Here is a 16,666-nt window from a genome sequence, read left to right on the forward strand (position 1 = left end):
CGCGGGACATCCTGACTCGGGCCCGTCCTGACGAGGGAAAGATCGCCCGCCTGACCACGCTCTCGAAGGCCTAACCGTCGTCGAGAGGTGGCGCCAAAACGAAGGGCAGCGATCGCCAGCCGAAGCGAATCCCCGCGTGTGGTAGCGATACCACCGCGGGGATTCGTCGTTTCCATCACAGCCACCGGCGCTCGCCCGCCGATGCGCGCGTCGCAGCGGCCCCGCTCGAGAAGCCGCCGTCGGGCGGCAGCGCGGCGGTACGCCGGCGCGCTCGCCGCTCGCCAGTGAACTCGAGCAATCTGCAGCACCGGAGCTCCCGGCTTGGCATCTCGCCAGGCATCGCCCGCCGCCCATTTCCCGCGCGACTACCATGCAGCCACCGACTTGCCCGAAGTGCGGCGCCGTAATGGAGTCAGGATTCGTCATCGACAAGACCGGGAAGGAATTCGCCTCCGCGCCGGAGTGGGCAGAGGGGGCGCCGGAGCGGTCGTTTTGGATGGGGCTGAAGCTGGCCGGCCGTGAGCGCCACGCGATCGTCACGTATCGCTGCTCGGCCTGCGGCTACCTCGAATCGTACGCACCGTCGATGTAGCATCAGCCGGCGCTCGTCCGAACGCGTTGTCGCGCTGCGTCCGAATCTGCTTCGACGCCCTACGGCGGTTGTGAACCGCCTAGCAACGCATGAGAAGTCGAACGCGCGCGCGCGGAATGCCTGACGAGACGCGGCCGACCTACGCACGAGAATCCGAACGGTCACCGAGACGTCTGCTGTTAGGCGCCGTCTCGACATCCGTTAGGCAGACGCCGCCGTCCGCCGGCACCGGGCCGGCGGCGCATTCGCGGCGGCGCGCGCTCAGACGCGCGTGGTGTCGCGCGCGAACAGCGACGCCGCCGCGGCCCCGAAGGCCAGCGTCCAGCCGGCGACGCTCACGATCGCACCGGCCGTGAGACCGCCGACGAGCGGCGCGCGCGCCAGCTGGCCGACCCCGTACACCGGCGTGAACGCGGCGACCGTGCGCAGGGCCGGCGGGAGCAGCGGCAGCGGCACGAACAGGCCGCCGAACATCGCGAGCAGGGCGAGCATCGGCCCGACGAACTGCATCACGTTCTCGGACGGCAGCAGAAAGCCCATGAACAGGCCGAACGCGGCGAACACGAGCGACGCGAGCCACGCGGCAAGCCCCGAGAGGATCCAGACGCGCGGCTCCATGCGCACCCCGGTCGCCGCGCCCACCGCGTACGCCACGGTCACCGCCACGAGCCCGAGCACCATCGCGGTAGCCACCTTCATGGCGATGTACGCCGCGGGCCGCAGCGGCGTGAGCCGGAGCTGCCGGCTCCAGCCGAGGCTCCGCTCGACCGCGACCGACGCCCCGCTCGCCGTCATCGCCGACATCGCGCCGTAGACGGCCATGCTGATCAGCAGGTACGCCCGCGCCATGGGCGTCGCCCTCGGTCCGGTGCCGCCGGTGCCGAAGATCAGGAAGAACAGACCCGGGAACACCAGCACGAACATCAGGGTGCGCCGGCTGCGCAGCATCCGCCGCACCTCGAGGCGGAGCGCGGTGAGGTTGAACCCGCCGAGCGGTGGCGCGCGCCGCGCCCCGTGCGCCGTCGTACCGCGCGTCTCGGTCGTCCGCTCGGTCATCGCGTCGCCTCCGCGTCCGCGGCGTCGGCGGCGCCGGCGGCGGCGCCGCCGGACGTGAGGGCGACGAACGCCGCCTCGAGATTGTGGGACGAGATCTCCACGTCGCGCGCCTCGGTGTGCAGGAAGAGGTAGCGGGCCACGGCGTCGGAGTCCGTGCACTGCACGAGCACCGTGTCGCCGCGCGCTTCCACCGACGCGACGCCGGGCAGCGCGCGCAGCAGCGCGAGGTCCGCCCCAGGGACCGTGGCCCGCACGAGCCGACCCGACGCGAGGTTCTTGATCTCCGCCGTCGTGCCGTCGGCGACGACGCGCCCCTCGCGGACGAGGACGATGCGGTCGGCGTACGCGTCCGCTTCGTCGAGGTAGTGCGTCGCGAACACCACCGTGCGGCCGCGCGCCGCGTCCTCGCGGATGGCGCCCCAGAAGTCGCGCCGGCCGGCGACGTCCATCCCCGTCGTGGGCTCGTCGAGAATGAGGAGCCGCGGGTCGCCGAGCAGCGCGAGGGCGAAACGGAGCCGCTGCTGCTCGCCCCCGGAGCACTTCCCGACGAGCCGTGCGCCGATGCCCGCGATCCCCGCGCGCTCGAGCACCTCGGCCACCGGCCGCGCGCCGCCGAAGAGCGACGCCGTGTACGCGACCGTCTCGGCGATCGTGAAGTCCTTCAGCAGCCCGCCGTTCTGCATGACGGCGGACACCTCGCCCACGGCGACCGCCTCCGCCGGCGAGCGGCCGTAGACCCGCACCGTCCCCGCGTCCGGCCGCGCGAGGCCGAGGATCATGTCGATCGTGGTCGTCTTCCCCGCCCCGTTCGGGCCGAGAAAGGCGACGATCTCTCCCGGCTGTACGCGGAGCGAAAGGTCGTCCACGGCGGTGACGTGGCCGTAGCGCTTGGTGACGTGCTGGAGGTCGACGGCGAGCATGGGCGGAGATTAGTGCGGACGCGACGCTCCGGCAGGAGGGATTCGGCTCGCCGGCGATGCCCTCAGCTCATCGAGATGGTCGAGGACATAGATCGCAGGCGCTGCGCTCCCGTCGGGACTCCACATGCCGTCGCCCCACGTCCCTTCGGGTCCCCAGTAGAACACGCCGAGTCCGTGATTACGACGTACCGTGTTGATGACGTCGGCCATGTACTGCAGCTGGCCCTGCGGCGTGCCGGGCCACTGCATGAATCCCCTCGCCTTCGGACCCTTCGCCGACAGCACCGGCCGCGCGATCGCTTCCGGTGACGACATCGCGCCCGTGTCGTTCTGCACGTAGCCCGTCTCGACGACCATGAACGGCTTGTGATAGCGCCGCCGGCTCTCGATCATGTTGCGCTGCAGCATCGCGAGGGTGCCGTGATACTTGGGATAGAAGCTCAGTCCCATGATGTCGTAGTCGACCTTCGCCGCCGCGACGTGATCGAACCACCACCTGGTCACCTGCCAATCGCCGCCGGTGTCGGTGTGCAGGATGATCTTCGGCGGCGCGCCGCCCGAGGCGGCCTTCACGCCGCGAATGCCGGCCTTCAGAAACCGCGTGACGTTCCCCCACACCCTGGCTTCGTCGTACGGCTCGATGAATCCGCCGCGCATCGGCTCGTTGCCTTCCTGCTTCACCTCGGAGCTCGGGACGTGCAGGTGGCCGAGCGGCCAGAGCAGGCCGCCGGTGATCTCGTTGCCGATCTGCACCATGTCGGGCATCGCGCCGGCGGCCTTGAACTGCGAGATCACGTCCCTGGTGTACTCCTCGACCTTCTGCTCCATGGCGGCGGCATCGAGCTCGCGCCACGCCGCGGGCGTGTCCTGATGGCCGGGATCCGCCCACGTGTCGGAGTAGTGGATGTCGAGCAGGAACATCGCGCCCGCGTCCTTGATCGCCCTCGCGAGGGGCAGCGTGTTCTCGAGGCTGTTGTCGGGCGCGTTCCGCACCGGCGACACGAAGACGCGCAGCCGGAACGCGTTCCAGCCGTGCTTGCGCATGATCGCGTACTCGGTGGTCTCCACTCCGTTCTCGCGATAGACGAACGACGCCCGGCGCGCGCGCGCGCTGGGCACGGAGGGCGTGGCCGACGTCGCCGCGGAGTCGGGCGGCCGCAGGGGGGGACGGCTTCCCGCGAGGGCCGAGATGTCGGCGCCGAGGTAGAAGACGCCCGACGGGCGCGCCTGCGCGAGCGAGGTCGCCGGCATCGCGGCGACGCCGAGGATCGCGACGAGTACCGCGCCCTTGCGGCGCCAATGGATTCGGTTGCTCATGGTAATGGTCATTGTGCGCTCGCCCGTGGTCGACGCGAGCATGCCGGACGTCGCATGTCGCGTGCGCGGTCCGTCGCTCGTCACATCCCCGCTCGTATGTCAGGCACCGCACCCGGAATGCGGTGTGTCGAATCCCGTATGGCTTCGCCGGACCGACCCGTGGAGGTACCGTGAATCAGCCCACCCGCCGCTCGTTCCTCGTCGTCTGCCTCGCCGCGACGGCGGCCGCAGCGGCCGGCGCATCCTGCGCCGCGCCGCGCACCGCGCCGACGCCGTCGCGGTCCGCGACGGCGTCGCTCAGCGACCGTGAGTTCTGGGAGCTGTTCACCCGCGCCTCGGAGCCCGGCGGCAGCTTCCTGAGCGAGAACTTCGTCTCGAACGAGCTGGCGTTCCAGAACCCCATCCGCCCGCTGCAGCGCGTGGTGCGCACCGGCGACGCGTACCTCGGCGTCGGGCCCGAGCAGAACTTCACGTACATCGCCAACCTCGACCCGGGGATCGCGATCATCTTCGACATCCGGCGCCAGAACGCGATGGCGCAGCTGATGTACAAGGCACTGTTCGAGCTGTCGCCGACGCGCGCCGCGTTCCTCGCCCGGCTCCTCTCGCGCGCGCCCGCCGGGACGCCGGCGCGGGACGCGGGCGCCGCCGAGCTGTTCGACGGCGTCATGGCGGCGCCGCGCAGCGACTCGCTGTATCGCGTCAACCTCGCGGCCGTCGTGCACCGCCTGACTCGGACGCACGGCTTCGCGCTCGACTCATCGGACATCGCGTCGATCGAGCACGTGTACCGGACGTTCTACGACGCCGGCGCGGACATCGACTACGCCTACTCGCCCGGCCGGCCGGCGATCGGCGTCTACCCGACGCTCGCCGACCTGCAGCGCTCGACGAACGCCGAGGGCGAGCACCTGGCGTTCCTCGCCGACGAGCGCCGCTACCAGGCCGTGCGCGCGCTCGAGCTGCGGAACCTCGTCGTCCCGATCGTCGGCGACTTCGCCGGCCCGACGGCGATCCGCGCCGTGGGCGCGTGGCTGGCGTCGCGGCGCGTGAACGTGGGCGCGTTCTACGTCTCGAACGTCGAGCAGTACCTCTTCCAGCGCGCCGACGGCGGCCGCGCGTTCTACGCGAACGTCGCCACGCTGCCGACCGACTCCACGACCACGTTCATCCGCTCCGTGCCGCGCTTCCCGGCCGCGTCGTTCGTCACCGGCGGTGCGGCCGTCGCCCCGCAGTACGACGTGCAGGTGCGCGACAGCGGCAACGCGAGCATCATCGAGATCACGCGCTACAGCGACGGCCGTCGCGTGACGACCCGCTCCGTGGACACGAGCGCGACGCGGCCCCGGTCCGCGCTGCAGGTCTTTCGCGCGCTGCAGCCCCCCACGCAGCCCGGCGTCCCGTCCGGCCCGCGGGTCCTCCGGAGCGCGCTCTTCTCCGGCACCGCGCCGCTGCGCGAGACCGTGCAGCGCGTCCTCTCGGGAGCGATCGCGACCTACGCCGATCTCATCGCGTCGACGAGGACCGACGGCGCGCCGTGAGGTGACGAAGGCAGGTCACCGCGGCCTCGCCTCAGAATGCCCGGGCGATGGAGATCATCGCGCCGAGCGAACGGTCGACGTCTTCGTCCGTGGTGGCCCATGACGAAACGCTGATGCGCATCACGGCGCGGCTCTTCCACACGCTGCCGCCGCACCATGACGTACCGTCGCGCTGCACGGCCTCGATGACGCGCCTCGTCATCTCGTCGCTGCCGAACGAGACCAGCACCTGGTTGATGGGCACGTCGTTGAGCACCTCGTACCCGGCCGCTCGCAGCCCAGCCGCGAAGCGCCGGGCCTGCGCGCAGCTTCGCTCGATCATCTCGGCGACCCCATCCCGCCCCAGCGAGCGCAGCGCCGCCCACACCTCGACGGCGCGCGCGCGGCGAGAGGCCTCGGGTGTCCAGTGCGCGGGCTCGCGCTGCGCGTCCGGTGCGAGATACGCCGCAGGTTGGAGCTGCATCGCGTGCTGATGCGCCGCCGCGTCCCGCACGAACACCAGGCCGCAGTCGTACGGCACGTTGAGCCATTTGTGCGCATCGGTCGCCCAGGAGTCGGCTCTCGACGCGCCGCGAACGAGCGGGGCGAGCGATGGTACCGCCGCGGCCCACAGGCCGAACGCGCCATCCACGTGCACCCAGGCACGAGCGCGGGCGGCCCGGTCGCAGATCTCCTCGAATGGGTCGAACGATCCGCTGTTCACGTTGCCGGCCTGCGTGCAGACGATCGTGAGCTCGTCGAGCGGTGGCAGCGCATCGGCGCGCATACGTCCCTGCGCGTCCGACGGAACGCGAACGACGCGCTCCCGCCCGAGCCCGAGCAGTCCCACGGCCTTCATCACCGAGACGTGGACTTCCTCACCGACGACGACGTTCAGCCGCGGAGCATCGAAGAGCCCCATGCCTTCCACGTCCCAGCCGGCGCGCGACAGCACGGCGTGCCGCGCGGCGGCGAGGCCGGTGAAGCTCGCCATCGTCGCGCCGCTAACGAACGCGAAGCTCGCGGTCGCCGGTAGGCCGAGAAGGTCGAGCAGCCAGCCGCCGGCGATGTCCTCGAGGACGGCCGCCGTCGGAGACATCGAGCGGAGCGCCGCGTTCTGATCCCAGGCGAGCGACAGCACGCTTGCCGCACGCGCGGCCGGCAGCGATCCGCCGTTCACGTAGCCGAAGTAGCGCCCGCCAGAATTCGCGATCGTTCCGCGCGATCCCACCTCGTCGAGCAGCGCGAGCACGGCCGGCCCATCGAGTCCTTTCGCGCCGAGCGGTCCGCCGAGCTTCGACAGACGTTCGATCGCTCGCTCGTCCGGCGCGACCGAACGGTCTCGGATGCCGGAGAGATACCGTGCGCCGCGGTTGGCGGCGTCGAGAAACAGCTCCCGCTCGGAGGCGCTCATCGTTTCATCCCAGCGCGGCGATCGCGTCGCGCACGTCGCACTTGTACCGTCGACTCGACATGAGCGACGTCCCGCAGTCGAGCACCACCTCGTGGCGACCGCCCGGCCGCCGATGAATCGCGCGGATGCGCGACATGTTCACGAGGTCCGACCGGCTGATGCGGACGAATCCCCCGTCGCGCAATTCGTGGCTGAGCTGCGCCATGGTGCGGCGGACCAGGTGCTCGGAATCGCAGGTGAACACCCGCAGGTAGTTGCCCTCCACCGACACGCGGCGGATGTCGACGGCGTCGACGAACACGCTGCCGTCCGCTGTATTGAGCAGCAGCCGGTCGGCGCGCGCCAGCGTGGACGCGGCGATTGCGCCTTGCAGATGCCGCACGACGCGCTGGATCGTGCGGCCGAGCCGCGCGTCGCTGAACGGCTTGTGCAGGTAGTCGACCGCGTCGACCTCGTACGCCTCCAGCGCGCGATCGGCATGCGCCGTCACGAAGACGTACGCCGGATGCCGGCTCATCGCTGCGAGCTCGCGCATCACGCCGAAGCCGTCGCGCCCCGGCATCTGGATGTCGAGGAACACGACGTCGGGCCGCAGCTCCTGGATCGCCTTCACGGCCTCCTCGCCGTCGCGCGCCTCGCCCACCACGCGCAGCTGCGTGTAGCGCGACAGCATCGCGCGCAGCCCGGCGCGGGCGATGCGCTCGTCGTCCACGATGAGGGCGCGGTAGTGCGCCGACGCGGTGACGGCCGCGGCGCTGCTCACGTGAGCGTCGGCGGTGGGGCGGAACGGATCGGGAGCCGGAGGCGCACCAGGAGCCCGCCCCCCGACGATCCGTTGCCGTCGAACTCGATCGGCGTCGCCCGGCGATTCGCGGCGCTCAGACGCTGTTCGACGTTCGTTAGGCCGATGCCGAACGCCGGCCGGGTGCCATGCCCCGCGAGTCCACCGCCGTCGTCCTGCACCTCGAGGATCAGCTGCTGCCCGACGACTCGCGACCGGACCGTGAGATGCAGCGCGCCGCGCTTGCGGGCGAGACCATGACGGATCGAGTTCTCGACGAGCGGCTGCAGGATCAGGCTCGGCACCAGCAGGTCGGCAGTCCGCTCGGCGACGTCGAAGCTGACGACGAGCCGGTCCTCGAACCGGATGCGCTCGATGCCGAGATAGCGGTCGAGAAAATCGAGCTCGACGCGAAGCGGAACGTCGATGATCGACGACGTCTGGAGCGTGAGCCGGAACAGCTCTGCGAGCTGGAGCAGCAGCGTCTGCGCCCGCTCGGGATCCGTCCGCGCCAGCATCGCCGCGGAGTTGAGCGCGTTGAACAGGAAGTGCGGATGCAGCTGCGCCTTCAGCGCGCCTAACTGCGACTCGGCGAGCTGCCGCTCGAGCTCCGCGGCACGGACCCGCGACTCGTGGGTCGTGCGGTACGAGCGGGCGGCCGTGATGACGGCGATGATGACGACGTACTTCCAGAGCGCCGTGATGACCTGCGCGGGAAACGACCGTCTGAGCGAGGCGGCCACGAGCAGCGTCTCCCTCGCGTGCGGCCCAAACCGGGCGCTCGCCGCGGCGTTGATCAGCAGGTCCGCCAGCGTCGGTTGCAGGAGCCCGAACGTCACCCCGGCCAGCGCGTGAAAGACGAGGACGCGACTGCGATCGACCCGGCTCGCGCCGGCCTCGATCGGAAACCGCGACGCCATGAGCGCGAACAGCGGCGACGCGAGGAGGAATGGCACCCAGTAGAGCGCTTCCTCCTGCACGGAGCCGAACCAGCGGATGGGGCGATCGGCGGAGATGTCGGTCGCGATGTTCGTCGACACGAACACGAGCAGCACGACCGTCCAGATCCCCGCCCAACGCAGGGCACGGCGGACCGCCTGCCGGGTCGACGGTGGCGTCATCGCTGGATCCGTTCGTGTCTCACTGGGACGTCTTCGACCGCGGAGGACGCATCAACGTTGTTGCGTGGTGGTCGAACCGCAGAGGACGCGGGAGGACGCGGAGGAGTGTCTTGTGCAGTCCTCTGCGTCCTCTGCGGTTCGAGCTCTTACACCGGGTGGTGAGGCCTACGCCTCGCCACGCAACGCGCGGATCGGCGCGACCTTCGTGGCCCGCCGCCCGGGTACCACGCAGGCAACGCCGGCGACGAGCAGCAGGACGGCCGGTACCGCGACGAACGTCGCCGGATCCGTGGCGCTGACCCCGAAGAGCATCGCCGTCAGCAGTCGCGTCGCGACGAGCGCCGCCACGAGCCCTACTGCCGCCCCGATCGCCGCCACCGCGAGGCCCGGCTTCACCGCGACCGCGAGAATGTCACGCGGCGTCGCACCGAGACTGCCCCGGACGGCGAACTCCTGCTTCCGCTGACTGACCGAGTAGGCCACCACCCCGTAGATGCCTAACGCCGCGAGCAGGAGCGCCGAGGCGGCGAAGGCGGTCATCAGGAACAGGGAGAACCGCCGCCGCGCGATCGACGCCGACATCATGTCGTCGACCGTGCGGACGTTGAACACCGGCAGCTCCGCGTCCACGTCTCGCACCGCGCGCTCGAGCTGCGTCCGCGCCGCCTGGACGTCGAGCCTCGTGCGCAGCAGCACCGCCAGGCTCGTCGTCGGACGCTGCAGCATCGAGAAGTACACGTACGGCTCGGTCGGCAGGTCGAGTCGGTCGTTCTGCACGTCCGCCGACACGCCGACGATCTGCACGTCGCGCGTCCGCGGGGCTCGGCCGAGTCGGATCACGCGGCCGATCGGATCCTTGTCGGCCGAGAAGCGGCGCACGAACGCCTCGTTCACGATGACGACCTGCGCGTGCGTGGAGTCGTCGTGCTGCGTGAACGCCCGCCCCTTCCTGATCGGCGTCCGGAGCGTCGTGAAGTAGTCCGCGCTCACCGCTCCGAACTGCGCCGCGCGGTTCTGCTCCTGGGTGGTCGGCTCGTCCGGGAGCGCGAACGGCGCGGCGTTGCCGGAGGCGTTGCGTGACGGCAACGCGCCGAGCGTCCCGAGCGCGACGTGCTGCACGCCGGGCATGACGGCCATTCGCGCGAGGAGGTTCGTGACGAGTCCCGCGCGCGACGGGAAGTCGCGATACGGGTTCAGCTCCGGATGGTTAGGCACCGGCACCCAGATCTGCGCCGCGATCAGATCCTTCGGGTCGAGACCCGGGTCGCCGCCCACCGCGCGCGCGAAGCTGCGGATCAACAGCCCCGCCGCCGCGAGCAGCAGCACCGACAGCGCCACCTCGGCCGCGACGAGGATCCCGCGGAAGCGCTGGTGCCGGCGGCTCTGACCCGCCCCGCTGCCGCCGCCGTCCTTGAGACCGATGGTGAGATCGAGCTTCGACGCCTGCAGCGCCGGGACGACGCCGAAGAGCAGACCGGTGAGGGTGGAGAGCGCGAGCGCCGCGAGGGCGACGGTCCAGTCGGCGTGGATCTCGGCCACGCGTGGAATGTCGGGTGGAATCATCGACACCAGGGCCGCGCTCGCGAGACCCAGCACGACGAGCGCGAGGGCGCCGCCGGCGAAGGCGAGCACCAGCCCCTCGGTGAGCAGCTGCTTCGTCAGGCGCGGCCCCGACGCGCCGATCGCCTGCCGGATCGCGAACTCCCGCGAGCGCGCCGACGCCCGCGCGAGGAACAGGCTGGCGACGTTGACGCACACGATGAGGAGCACGAATCCCACGGCGACGAGCAGGATGACGAGCGTCGATCGGACGTTGCCCGTGAGCGCCGTCTGCAGCGACTCGACGCGGAGCGTCCAGCCGAGATCCTTCGGATACTCGGGATAGGTCTGCGCCAGCGTCGTCGCCAGCAGCCCGAGCCTCGCCCGCGCCGCGTCGATCGACACGCCGGGCGCGAGTCGCCCGATGGCGCCGGGAAGCATGCGCTGGCCGCGCACGGGGGGCGACGCGAACGGATCGGCGACGAAGCCGGCGGCCGCCCAGATGTCGACGTCGCCGCTCGTCGTCGGACCCGGATGCCGGAAATCCGGCGGCATGACGCCGATGATCGTGTACGGGTCCATGTCGGCGCGGATGCGGCGGCCGAGCACGTGCGGATCGGCGCCGAACTGCCGTCGCCAGAGGGCGTCGCTGATGACGACGCCCTCGAAGAAGCCCGGCACCCAATCCTTCTGGGCGTACGCTCGTCCCAGCGCGGGCTTCACGCCGAGCAGCTCGAAGTAGTTCGGGCTGGTCGCGAGGAGCTCGATGCGCTCGACGTGGTCCGCGCCGCCTAACGCCGCGTCGACCGGCCAGATCGCGCTCACCCGGGAGAAGACGCCGGACTTCTCGAGGTCCTGCATCTCGGGCACGGACATACCCGCATCGCGCGCGCCGGCGCCGGTGAGGTCGTCGAAGATGCGCACGACGCGATCGGGCTCCTGGATCGGCAGCGGCCGCAGCAGCACCGCGCCGACGACGGTGAAGATCGCGAGGTTCGCCCCGATGCCCAGCATGAGGGTGAGGAGGGTGACGGCGACGAAGCCGGGCGTCCGGGCGAGCGTCCGGAGTGCGTAGCGGAGGTCCTGCGCGAGAGGTGCCATGTGGGCCTCGACGGGTGTCGTTCGACGACCTCAGCGACATGCGGATCGTCTTACCGCCGCGCGGGGGCCGCCGCAACGAGACGCGCCGCACGTCCCGTCACATTGACCGCTCATCCCGCGGGCGTCGCCGGGATGAACGGCGCACGAGCGGGGGCTGTCGGCAGCTCGTTAGGCGGCTTCGACCCGGCCGCCCGTTCCCCGCCGACGTCGATCTAGTAGCCCAGCGCCCGCAGCATCGCCGCGCCAGCGGGATCGGACTTGAACGGCGCCCACGCGGGCGACTTCGAGAACTGCCAGCCCGTGTCGTGCTCGGCGATCCCGCGCGCGACGAGCGCTCGCGCCTCGGCGAGCTCGCCCGCCGCCGCGAAGACGCAGCCGAGCACCGACGACTCGACGTACGCGCCGGCCGCGCGAGTGCGCAGCTCGTCGAGGATCGCCCGGACCGCGCCCGCGTCCTCGTGTCGCGCGTGGATGGCCGCCATCTCCGCGAGCACGCGCGGATTCCGCCCCGACATGGGGAGCGTCTCCTCGGCGACGGCCAGCGCCTCGTCGTCCCGGCCCAGGCTCGAGAGCGCCCAGACGAGGGCCCACCGCCCGGTGAAGGCGTGCGCGTCGAGCGAGACGGCCTGCCGCGCCGACCGCAGCGCGTCCTCGTGGAGGCCGACGCACGAGAGGGAGAACGACTCCAGCGCCGCCGCCCACGCGTTGAGCGGATCGGCGCGCCGCGCGGCGCGCAGGTCCTGCAGCGCCCGCGCGAGCCGTTGCGGCGACGAGTCGCTGCGCAGCGCGACCACGAGCGCGCGCTCGCACAGCGCCTGCACGTTCAGCGGCTCGCGGGCGAGCACGCGGTCGGCGAGCGCCACGCTCGCTTCGATGTCCACGTCGTGGACGGACTTGATGTTCGCGAGCGTCGTCAGCGCCTGCGGATGCTCCGGATCGAGCGCGAGCGCACGGTCGATCGCGCCTAACGCGTGCGGGATCGTCTCGCTCGCGGGCGCCATGCCGTACACGCACACCAGGCGGTGGGCGTCGCCGAGCAGGGCGTGCGCGTCGACGAGCTCCGGGTCGAGCGCGACGGCCCGCGCGAAGCACGGCAGCGCGTCGAGGATCGCGCGTCCGCGCTGCCAGAGCAGGACCCGCCCCCGGAGCAGCAGCTCGTACGCCTCGACGCTGCGCGGCCCCGCGCGCTCGGCCGACCTGCCACGCCCGTCGAGCAGCGACAGCCGCAGCTTCGCGGCGATGGCGCCCGCGATCTCGTCCTGCACCGCGAACACGTCGACGAGCTCGCGGTCGTAGCTTTCCGACCACCGGTGGTAGCCGTCCGCGACGTCGATGAGCTGCGCGGTGATCCGCAGCCGGGGGCCGGCCTTGCGCACGCTCCCCTCGAGCACGTGCGCCACCCCGAGCTTCGCGCCGACGGCGCGGAGGTCCTCGTCCTTCCCCTTGAACGCGAAGCACGACGTGCGCGCCGCGACGCGCAGCCCGTCGACGTGCGCGAGGACGTTGATGATCTCCTCGGTGATCCCGTCGGCGAAATAGGCGTCGTCGGCCGCGGCGCTCATGTTCGCGAACGGCAGCACGGCCACCGACGGCCCGGCCCGAGGCGCCGCGTCGGGGACGCCGCGCGCGTCGGGCGATTGCAGCGCCGCGACGACGTGCGCTCCGGTCGACGTGCGCGAGGCCGGGTCCCTCTCGAGCAGGCGTTCGATCACGTGGCAGACTCCCGGCGGAACGGCGGGCCGCGACGCACTGACGGGCGGCGGGGTGTGCTGGAAGCGCCTGGCGATCACGGCCTGCACCGTCGGCCCGGTGAACGGGGGCTCGCCGGTGAGCATCTCGTACAGCACGCATCCGAGCGCGAAGAGATCGCTCCTGCCGTCGACGTCGTCGCCGGCCGCCTGCTCGGGACTCATGTACGTCGGCGTGCCGACCGTCACGCCGACCTGGGTCAGCGTCGGCGCACCCGACGCCGACGCGGCGACCACCGCCTTGCCGATCCCGAAGTCGGCGACGAGCGCGTGCCCTTCGTGCAGCAGGATGTTCTCGGGCTTGATGTCGCGATGGACGACATCGTGGCGATGCGCGTAGTCGAGGGCGTCGGCGACCTCGCTCGCGATGCGCACGGCGGCGTCCACCGGCAGCGGACCGTCCCGCCGCAGCCGGTCGCGGAGCGTCAGCCCCTCCATGAGCGGCATGACGAAGAACAGGTCCCCCGCCGCCTCTCCCGAGTCGTGAAGGGCGAGGATGTGCGGGTGGTTGAGGCGCGCCGCGAGTCGGATCTCGCGGAGAAAACGCTCGCGGCCGAGCGACTCGGCGAGCTCCGGGCGCAGGACCTTGATCGCGACGTCGCGGTCGTGCCGGAGGTCGTGGGCGAGGTACACCGTGGCCATGCCGCCCACGCCGAGCTCGCGCTCGACGGTGTAGCGTCCGGCGAGCGCCGTCGCGAGGGAGCCGGCAGGCACGGTGAGGTGGATCGTGAGAGGGCGGGGACGGGCTGCCAGCGGGGCGCGAACATACGGCGCGGCGCGTTAACGCGTCAGTCCAAGTCCACGTGGATGCGCGTGACCGCGCCCGGGTCGGCGTCCCAGGCGCGGAGCGCGTCGGCGGCCGCGGCGAGCGGCACCACGCGCGTGACCGCGTCCGCGACCGGGAAGCTCCCCTCGCGCAGCAGCGCGACGACCGCGCGGAAGTCGTCCGCCGTCGCGTTGCGCGCGCCTAACACGTCGAGCTCCTTGCGCACGAACTGCGTCGTGTCGAAGCTGACCGGCCCCTTCGCGTACCCGATGTAGATCACGCGGCCGGCGACCGCCACCTCGGCGACGGCCGCGAGGAACGTGTCCGGGTGGCCGACCGCCTCGATGATCACGTCGGGGCCGTCGCCGCGCGTGAGCTCGCGCAGCGCGTCGTGCAGCGGCGTCGCGCGCGAGTTCACCGCGTGGGCGGCGCCGGCGCGCCGCGCCACGGCCAGCTTGCGCTCGTCCACATCCACCGCGATGACCGTCCCGCCCGCGCGCGCCGCGGCTGCCACCGCGCCGAGCCCCACCGCGCCGGTGCCTAACACCGCGACGACGTCCCCCGGCGCGACGCGGCCGCGCGCCGCCGCGTGCGCCCCCACGGCGAGCGGCTCGACGAGCGCCAGCTCGCGGCGCGACAGCCCGTCGGCGGGAAGCACCTTCTGCCACGGGACCGCGATGAGCTCCGTCATCGCGCCGTCGCGCTGCACGCCGAGCGTGCGGTTGTCGCGGCACGTGTTGACGCGCCCGCGGCGGCAGGCGGGGCACGCGCCGCACGCCGTGTACGGCACGACCGTGACGAGGGTGCCTGGATGTAGACCCGCGGGCACCTCGCTGCCCAACGCCGCTACGACGCCGGCGATCTCGTGCCCCGGCACGCGGGGGTACGCCACGAGGGGGTTGAGCCCGCGAAACGTGCTCAGGTCGGAGCCGCAAAAGCCGACCGTCCGCACGCGCACGAGCACGTCGTCCGGCGCGAGGGTCGGCTCCGCGCGCGCCCCGAGCCCGACGTGGCCTGGGCGCTCGATCACGACTGCGCGCATGTGCGCCTCAGGTATGCGAGAGCCCCTGCCCCGAGATCTCGAGCGTGTACACGTACTGGCCGACGCGTCGCTCGGGCAGCGTCACGGTCAGGCCGGCCGGCGTCCGCGCGAACGCCAGCGGCGTCGGGGCGCCTAACAGCTCCACCCGCTCGACGGCGCCCGCCGCGTGCGGCGCGCCGGCGCCGAGGGCCGTGATCGTCAGCTTCCCGTCCGCGGGCCACGCCAGCGCGAACGCGTAGACCTTCCCGTCCTTCTGCACGAAGCGGAGGTCCTCCGCGGTGTAGGGACGGTTCTGCCCTTCGTTGAACCCCTGCGCCCGCAGCGGCGCCTGCGCCGCGGTCGACGGACCCTCGCCGTAGACTGCCCACGGCCGGCTGCCGTAGATCGCGCGGCCGTTCGCGCGCATCCAGCGCCCGAAGTCGGTCACGAACGAGACCTCGTCGTCGTCCGGCTCCCCCGAGCCGGGGAGCGGCACGTTGAGCATCAGGTTCCCGTTCTTGCTCACGATGTCGACGAGCATCTGCGCGACCGCGAGCGGCGTCTTGTAGCCGTGCCGCATGTAGAGCGGGCGCGAGTAGTGCCACTCGCCGATGCAGGTGTCGGTCTGCCACGGGAGCGGGAGCACGTCGGTCGCCACACCGCGCTCGATGTCCCACACCATGCACCGGCGCTGCTCCTCGGTCAGCACCTTGCCCGTGAGCACCGCCTCGAGCCGGCCGCCGCGCCGCGCCATGTTGCGGTTGTAGAAGTGCGCCGCGATGCGCAGGCCCACGTCGCTCACGGGCCACAGCGGCAGCGCGGTGTCGTCGAAGTAGACGAGGTCCGGGTCGTACTTGTCGATCAGCTCGATCGTGCGGGCGCCGAACTTCTCGCAGTAGGCCGTGCTCGGCACGCTACTCCCCTTCGCCGCGTCCCACTCCCACTGGAGGCCGCGCCCCGGTGCATGCGCCTGCGCGTAGAGGTCCTGTGGGTCGAGCCCCTCCCACCACGTCCCCTTCCCCTGCGCGAGCGTGAGCGTGCCGTCGTAGGGCACACCCTTGAACGGGCCGCTCGTGTCGGCGCCCTGCGACGGCTCGTACCAGCTCCACGCGTGCGCCGCGTGCACCGACACGCCGAACTTGAGCCCCGCCCGTCGCGTCGCGCGCGCCCAGCCGCCGACCAGGTCCTTTCTCGGCCCGAGCCTCACGGAGTTCCACGGCTGATGCGCGGAGTCCCAGAGGTCGAAGTTGTCGTGGTGGTTCGCGAGCGCCATGAAGTACTGCGCGCCGGCCTGGGCGTAGAGCGCCAAGAGCTCGTCCGGGCGCCACGACTCGGCGCGCCACTGCCGGATGACGTCCTTGAAGCCGACGCGCGACGGGTGGCCGTAGCGCGCGACGTGCGAGACGTAGGCGCGCTGGCCCTCGATGTACATGTTGCGCGCGTACCAGTCCCCCTGCTCGGGGACGCACTGCGGGCCCCAGTGCGCCCACATGCCGAACTTCGCGTCGCGGAACCAGTCGGGCACGCGGTACTGCGCGAGCGACGCCCACGTGGGCTGGAAGGCGCCCGGCTGCGCGGCACCGGACGGTGAGGCCCCTGACACCGAACCGCCACCCGGCAGCCAAAGCCCGGCGGTCGCGGCGGCGCTGGTGCGCAGGAAATCCCGGCGCGAGATCGACATGCGGTGGGGAGGGAGCATTCGCGGACCGACGGCGTCGATTCGAGTGTGACGCTCGCGTAGCCTATCGTCGGTCCACGCCGTGGTCCACC

The 16,666-nt window shown here is 71.8% G+C and carries 12 protein-coding genes; 2 read left to right on the plus strand and 10 right to left on the minus strand.

Features of this window, described 5'->3' with window-relative positions; genetic code table 11:
- The first annotated feature begins 406 nt into the window (after positions 1–406).
- Positions 407–592 (plus strand): hypothetical protein, encoded by a 186-nt coding sequence (locus J421_RS28835; RefSeq protein ID WP_025414591.1) that lies wholly within the window; start codon positions 407–409, stop codon positions 590–592.
- 261 nt (positions 593–853) lie between these two features.
- Here the strand turns inward: J421_RS28835 and J421_RS28840 are convergent, their stop codons facing one another.
- The 3 genes from J421_RS28840 to J421_RS28850 are packed head-to-tail and all read right to left on the minus strand — an operon-like array spanning position 854 to position 3,885.
- The gene (locus J421_RS28840) at positions 854–1,648 is read right to left on the minus strand and encodes an ABC transporter permease (protein WP_025414592.1); all 795 of its coding nucleotides are present in this window, start codon (positions 1,646–1,648) and stop codon (positions 854–856) included.
- Entirely contained in the window at positions 1,645–2,568 is a 924-nt protein-coding gene (locus J421_RS28845) for an ABC transporter ATP-binding protein (RefSeq protein ID WP_025414593.1), read from the minus strand. The genes J421_RS28840 and J421_RS28845 overlap by 4 nt, the downstream gene beginning before the upstream one ends.
- A 9-nt stretch (positions 2,569–2,577) precedes the next feature.
- Entirely contained in the window at positions 2,578–3,885 is a 1,308-nt protein-coding gene (locus J421_RS28850) for a glycoside hydrolase family 53 protein (protein WP_158508966.1), read from the minus strand.
- A gap of 170 nt (positions 3,886–4,055) precedes the next feature.
- Between J421_RS28850 and J421_RS28855 the strand changes: the two genes are divergently transcribed.
- Positions 4,056–5,426 carry an LIC_10091 family protein gene (locus J421_RS28855; protein ID WP_025414595.1) on the plus strand — a complete coding sequence of 457 codons (1,371 nt, stop codon included), beginning with the start codon at positions 4,056–4,058 and terminating at the stop codon, positions 5,424–5,426.
- Between the two features lie 31 nt (positions 5,427–5,457).
- Here J421_RS28855 and J421_RS28860 read toward each other — a convergent pair whose 3' ends face one another.
- From J421_RS28860 to J421_RS28890, 7 genes are all read right to left on the minus strand, one after another.
- Positions 5,458–6,657: a pyridoxal phosphate-dependent decarboxylase family protein gene (locus J421_RS28860; RefSeq protein WP_312845258.1), complete on the minus strand. Its 1,200-nt coding sequence runs from the start codon at positions 6,655–6,657 to the stop codon at positions 5,458–5,460.
- A 166-nt stretch (positions 6,658–6,823) separates the two neighbouring features.
- Positions 6,824–7,582, minus strand: a complete 759-nt coding sequence (locus J421_RS28865; RefSeq protein WP_025414597.1) for a LytR/AlgR family response regulator transcription factor — start codon at positions 7,580–7,582, stop codon at positions 6,824–6,826.
- Positions 7,579–8,721: a sensor histidine kinase gene (locus J421_RS28870; RefSeq protein ID WP_025414598.1), complete on the minus strand. Its 1,143-nt coding sequence runs from the start codon at positions 8,719–8,721 to the stop codon at positions 7,579–7,581. The genes J421_RS28865 and J421_RS28870 overlap by 4 nt, the downstream gene beginning before the upstream one ends.
- 165 nt (positions 8,722–8,886) lie before the next feature.
- Positions 8,887–11,361, minus strand: a complete 2,475-nt coding sequence (locus J421_RS28875) for an ABC transporter permease (RefSeq protein ID WP_025414599.1) — start codon at positions 11,359–11,361, stop codon at positions 8,887–8,889.
- A gap of 212 nt (positions 11,362–11,573) precedes the next feature.
- The gene (locus J421_RS28880; RefSeq protein ID WP_025414600.1) at positions 11,574–13,823 is read right to left on the minus strand and encodes a serine/threonine-protein kinase; all 2,250 of its coding nucleotides are present in this window, start codon (positions 13,821–13,823) and stop codon (positions 11,574–11,576) included.
- Positions 13,824–13,897: 74 nt separating this feature from the next.
- The gene (locus J421_RS28885) at positions 13,898–14,917 is read right to left on the minus strand and encodes a zinc-binding dehydrogenase (RefSeq protein WP_025414601.1); all 1,020 of its coding nucleotides are present in this window, start codon (positions 14,915–14,917) and stop codon (positions 13,898–13,900) included.
- A gap of 7 nt (positions 14,918–14,924) precedes the next feature.
- Positions 14,925–16,595, minus strand: a complete 1,671-nt coding sequence (locus J421_RS28890) for an alpha-L-fucosidase (RefSeq protein WP_484494439.1) — start codon at positions 16,593–16,595, stop codon at positions 14,925–14,927.
- Positions 16,596–16,666: the final 71 nt, after the last annotated feature.

The organism is Gemmatirosa kalamazoonensis (genome assembly GCF_000522985.1).
Classification (GTDB): Bacteria; Gemmatimonadota; Gemmatimonadetes; order Gemmatimonadales; family Gemmatimonadaceae; genus Gemmatirosa; species Gemmatirosa kalamazoonensis.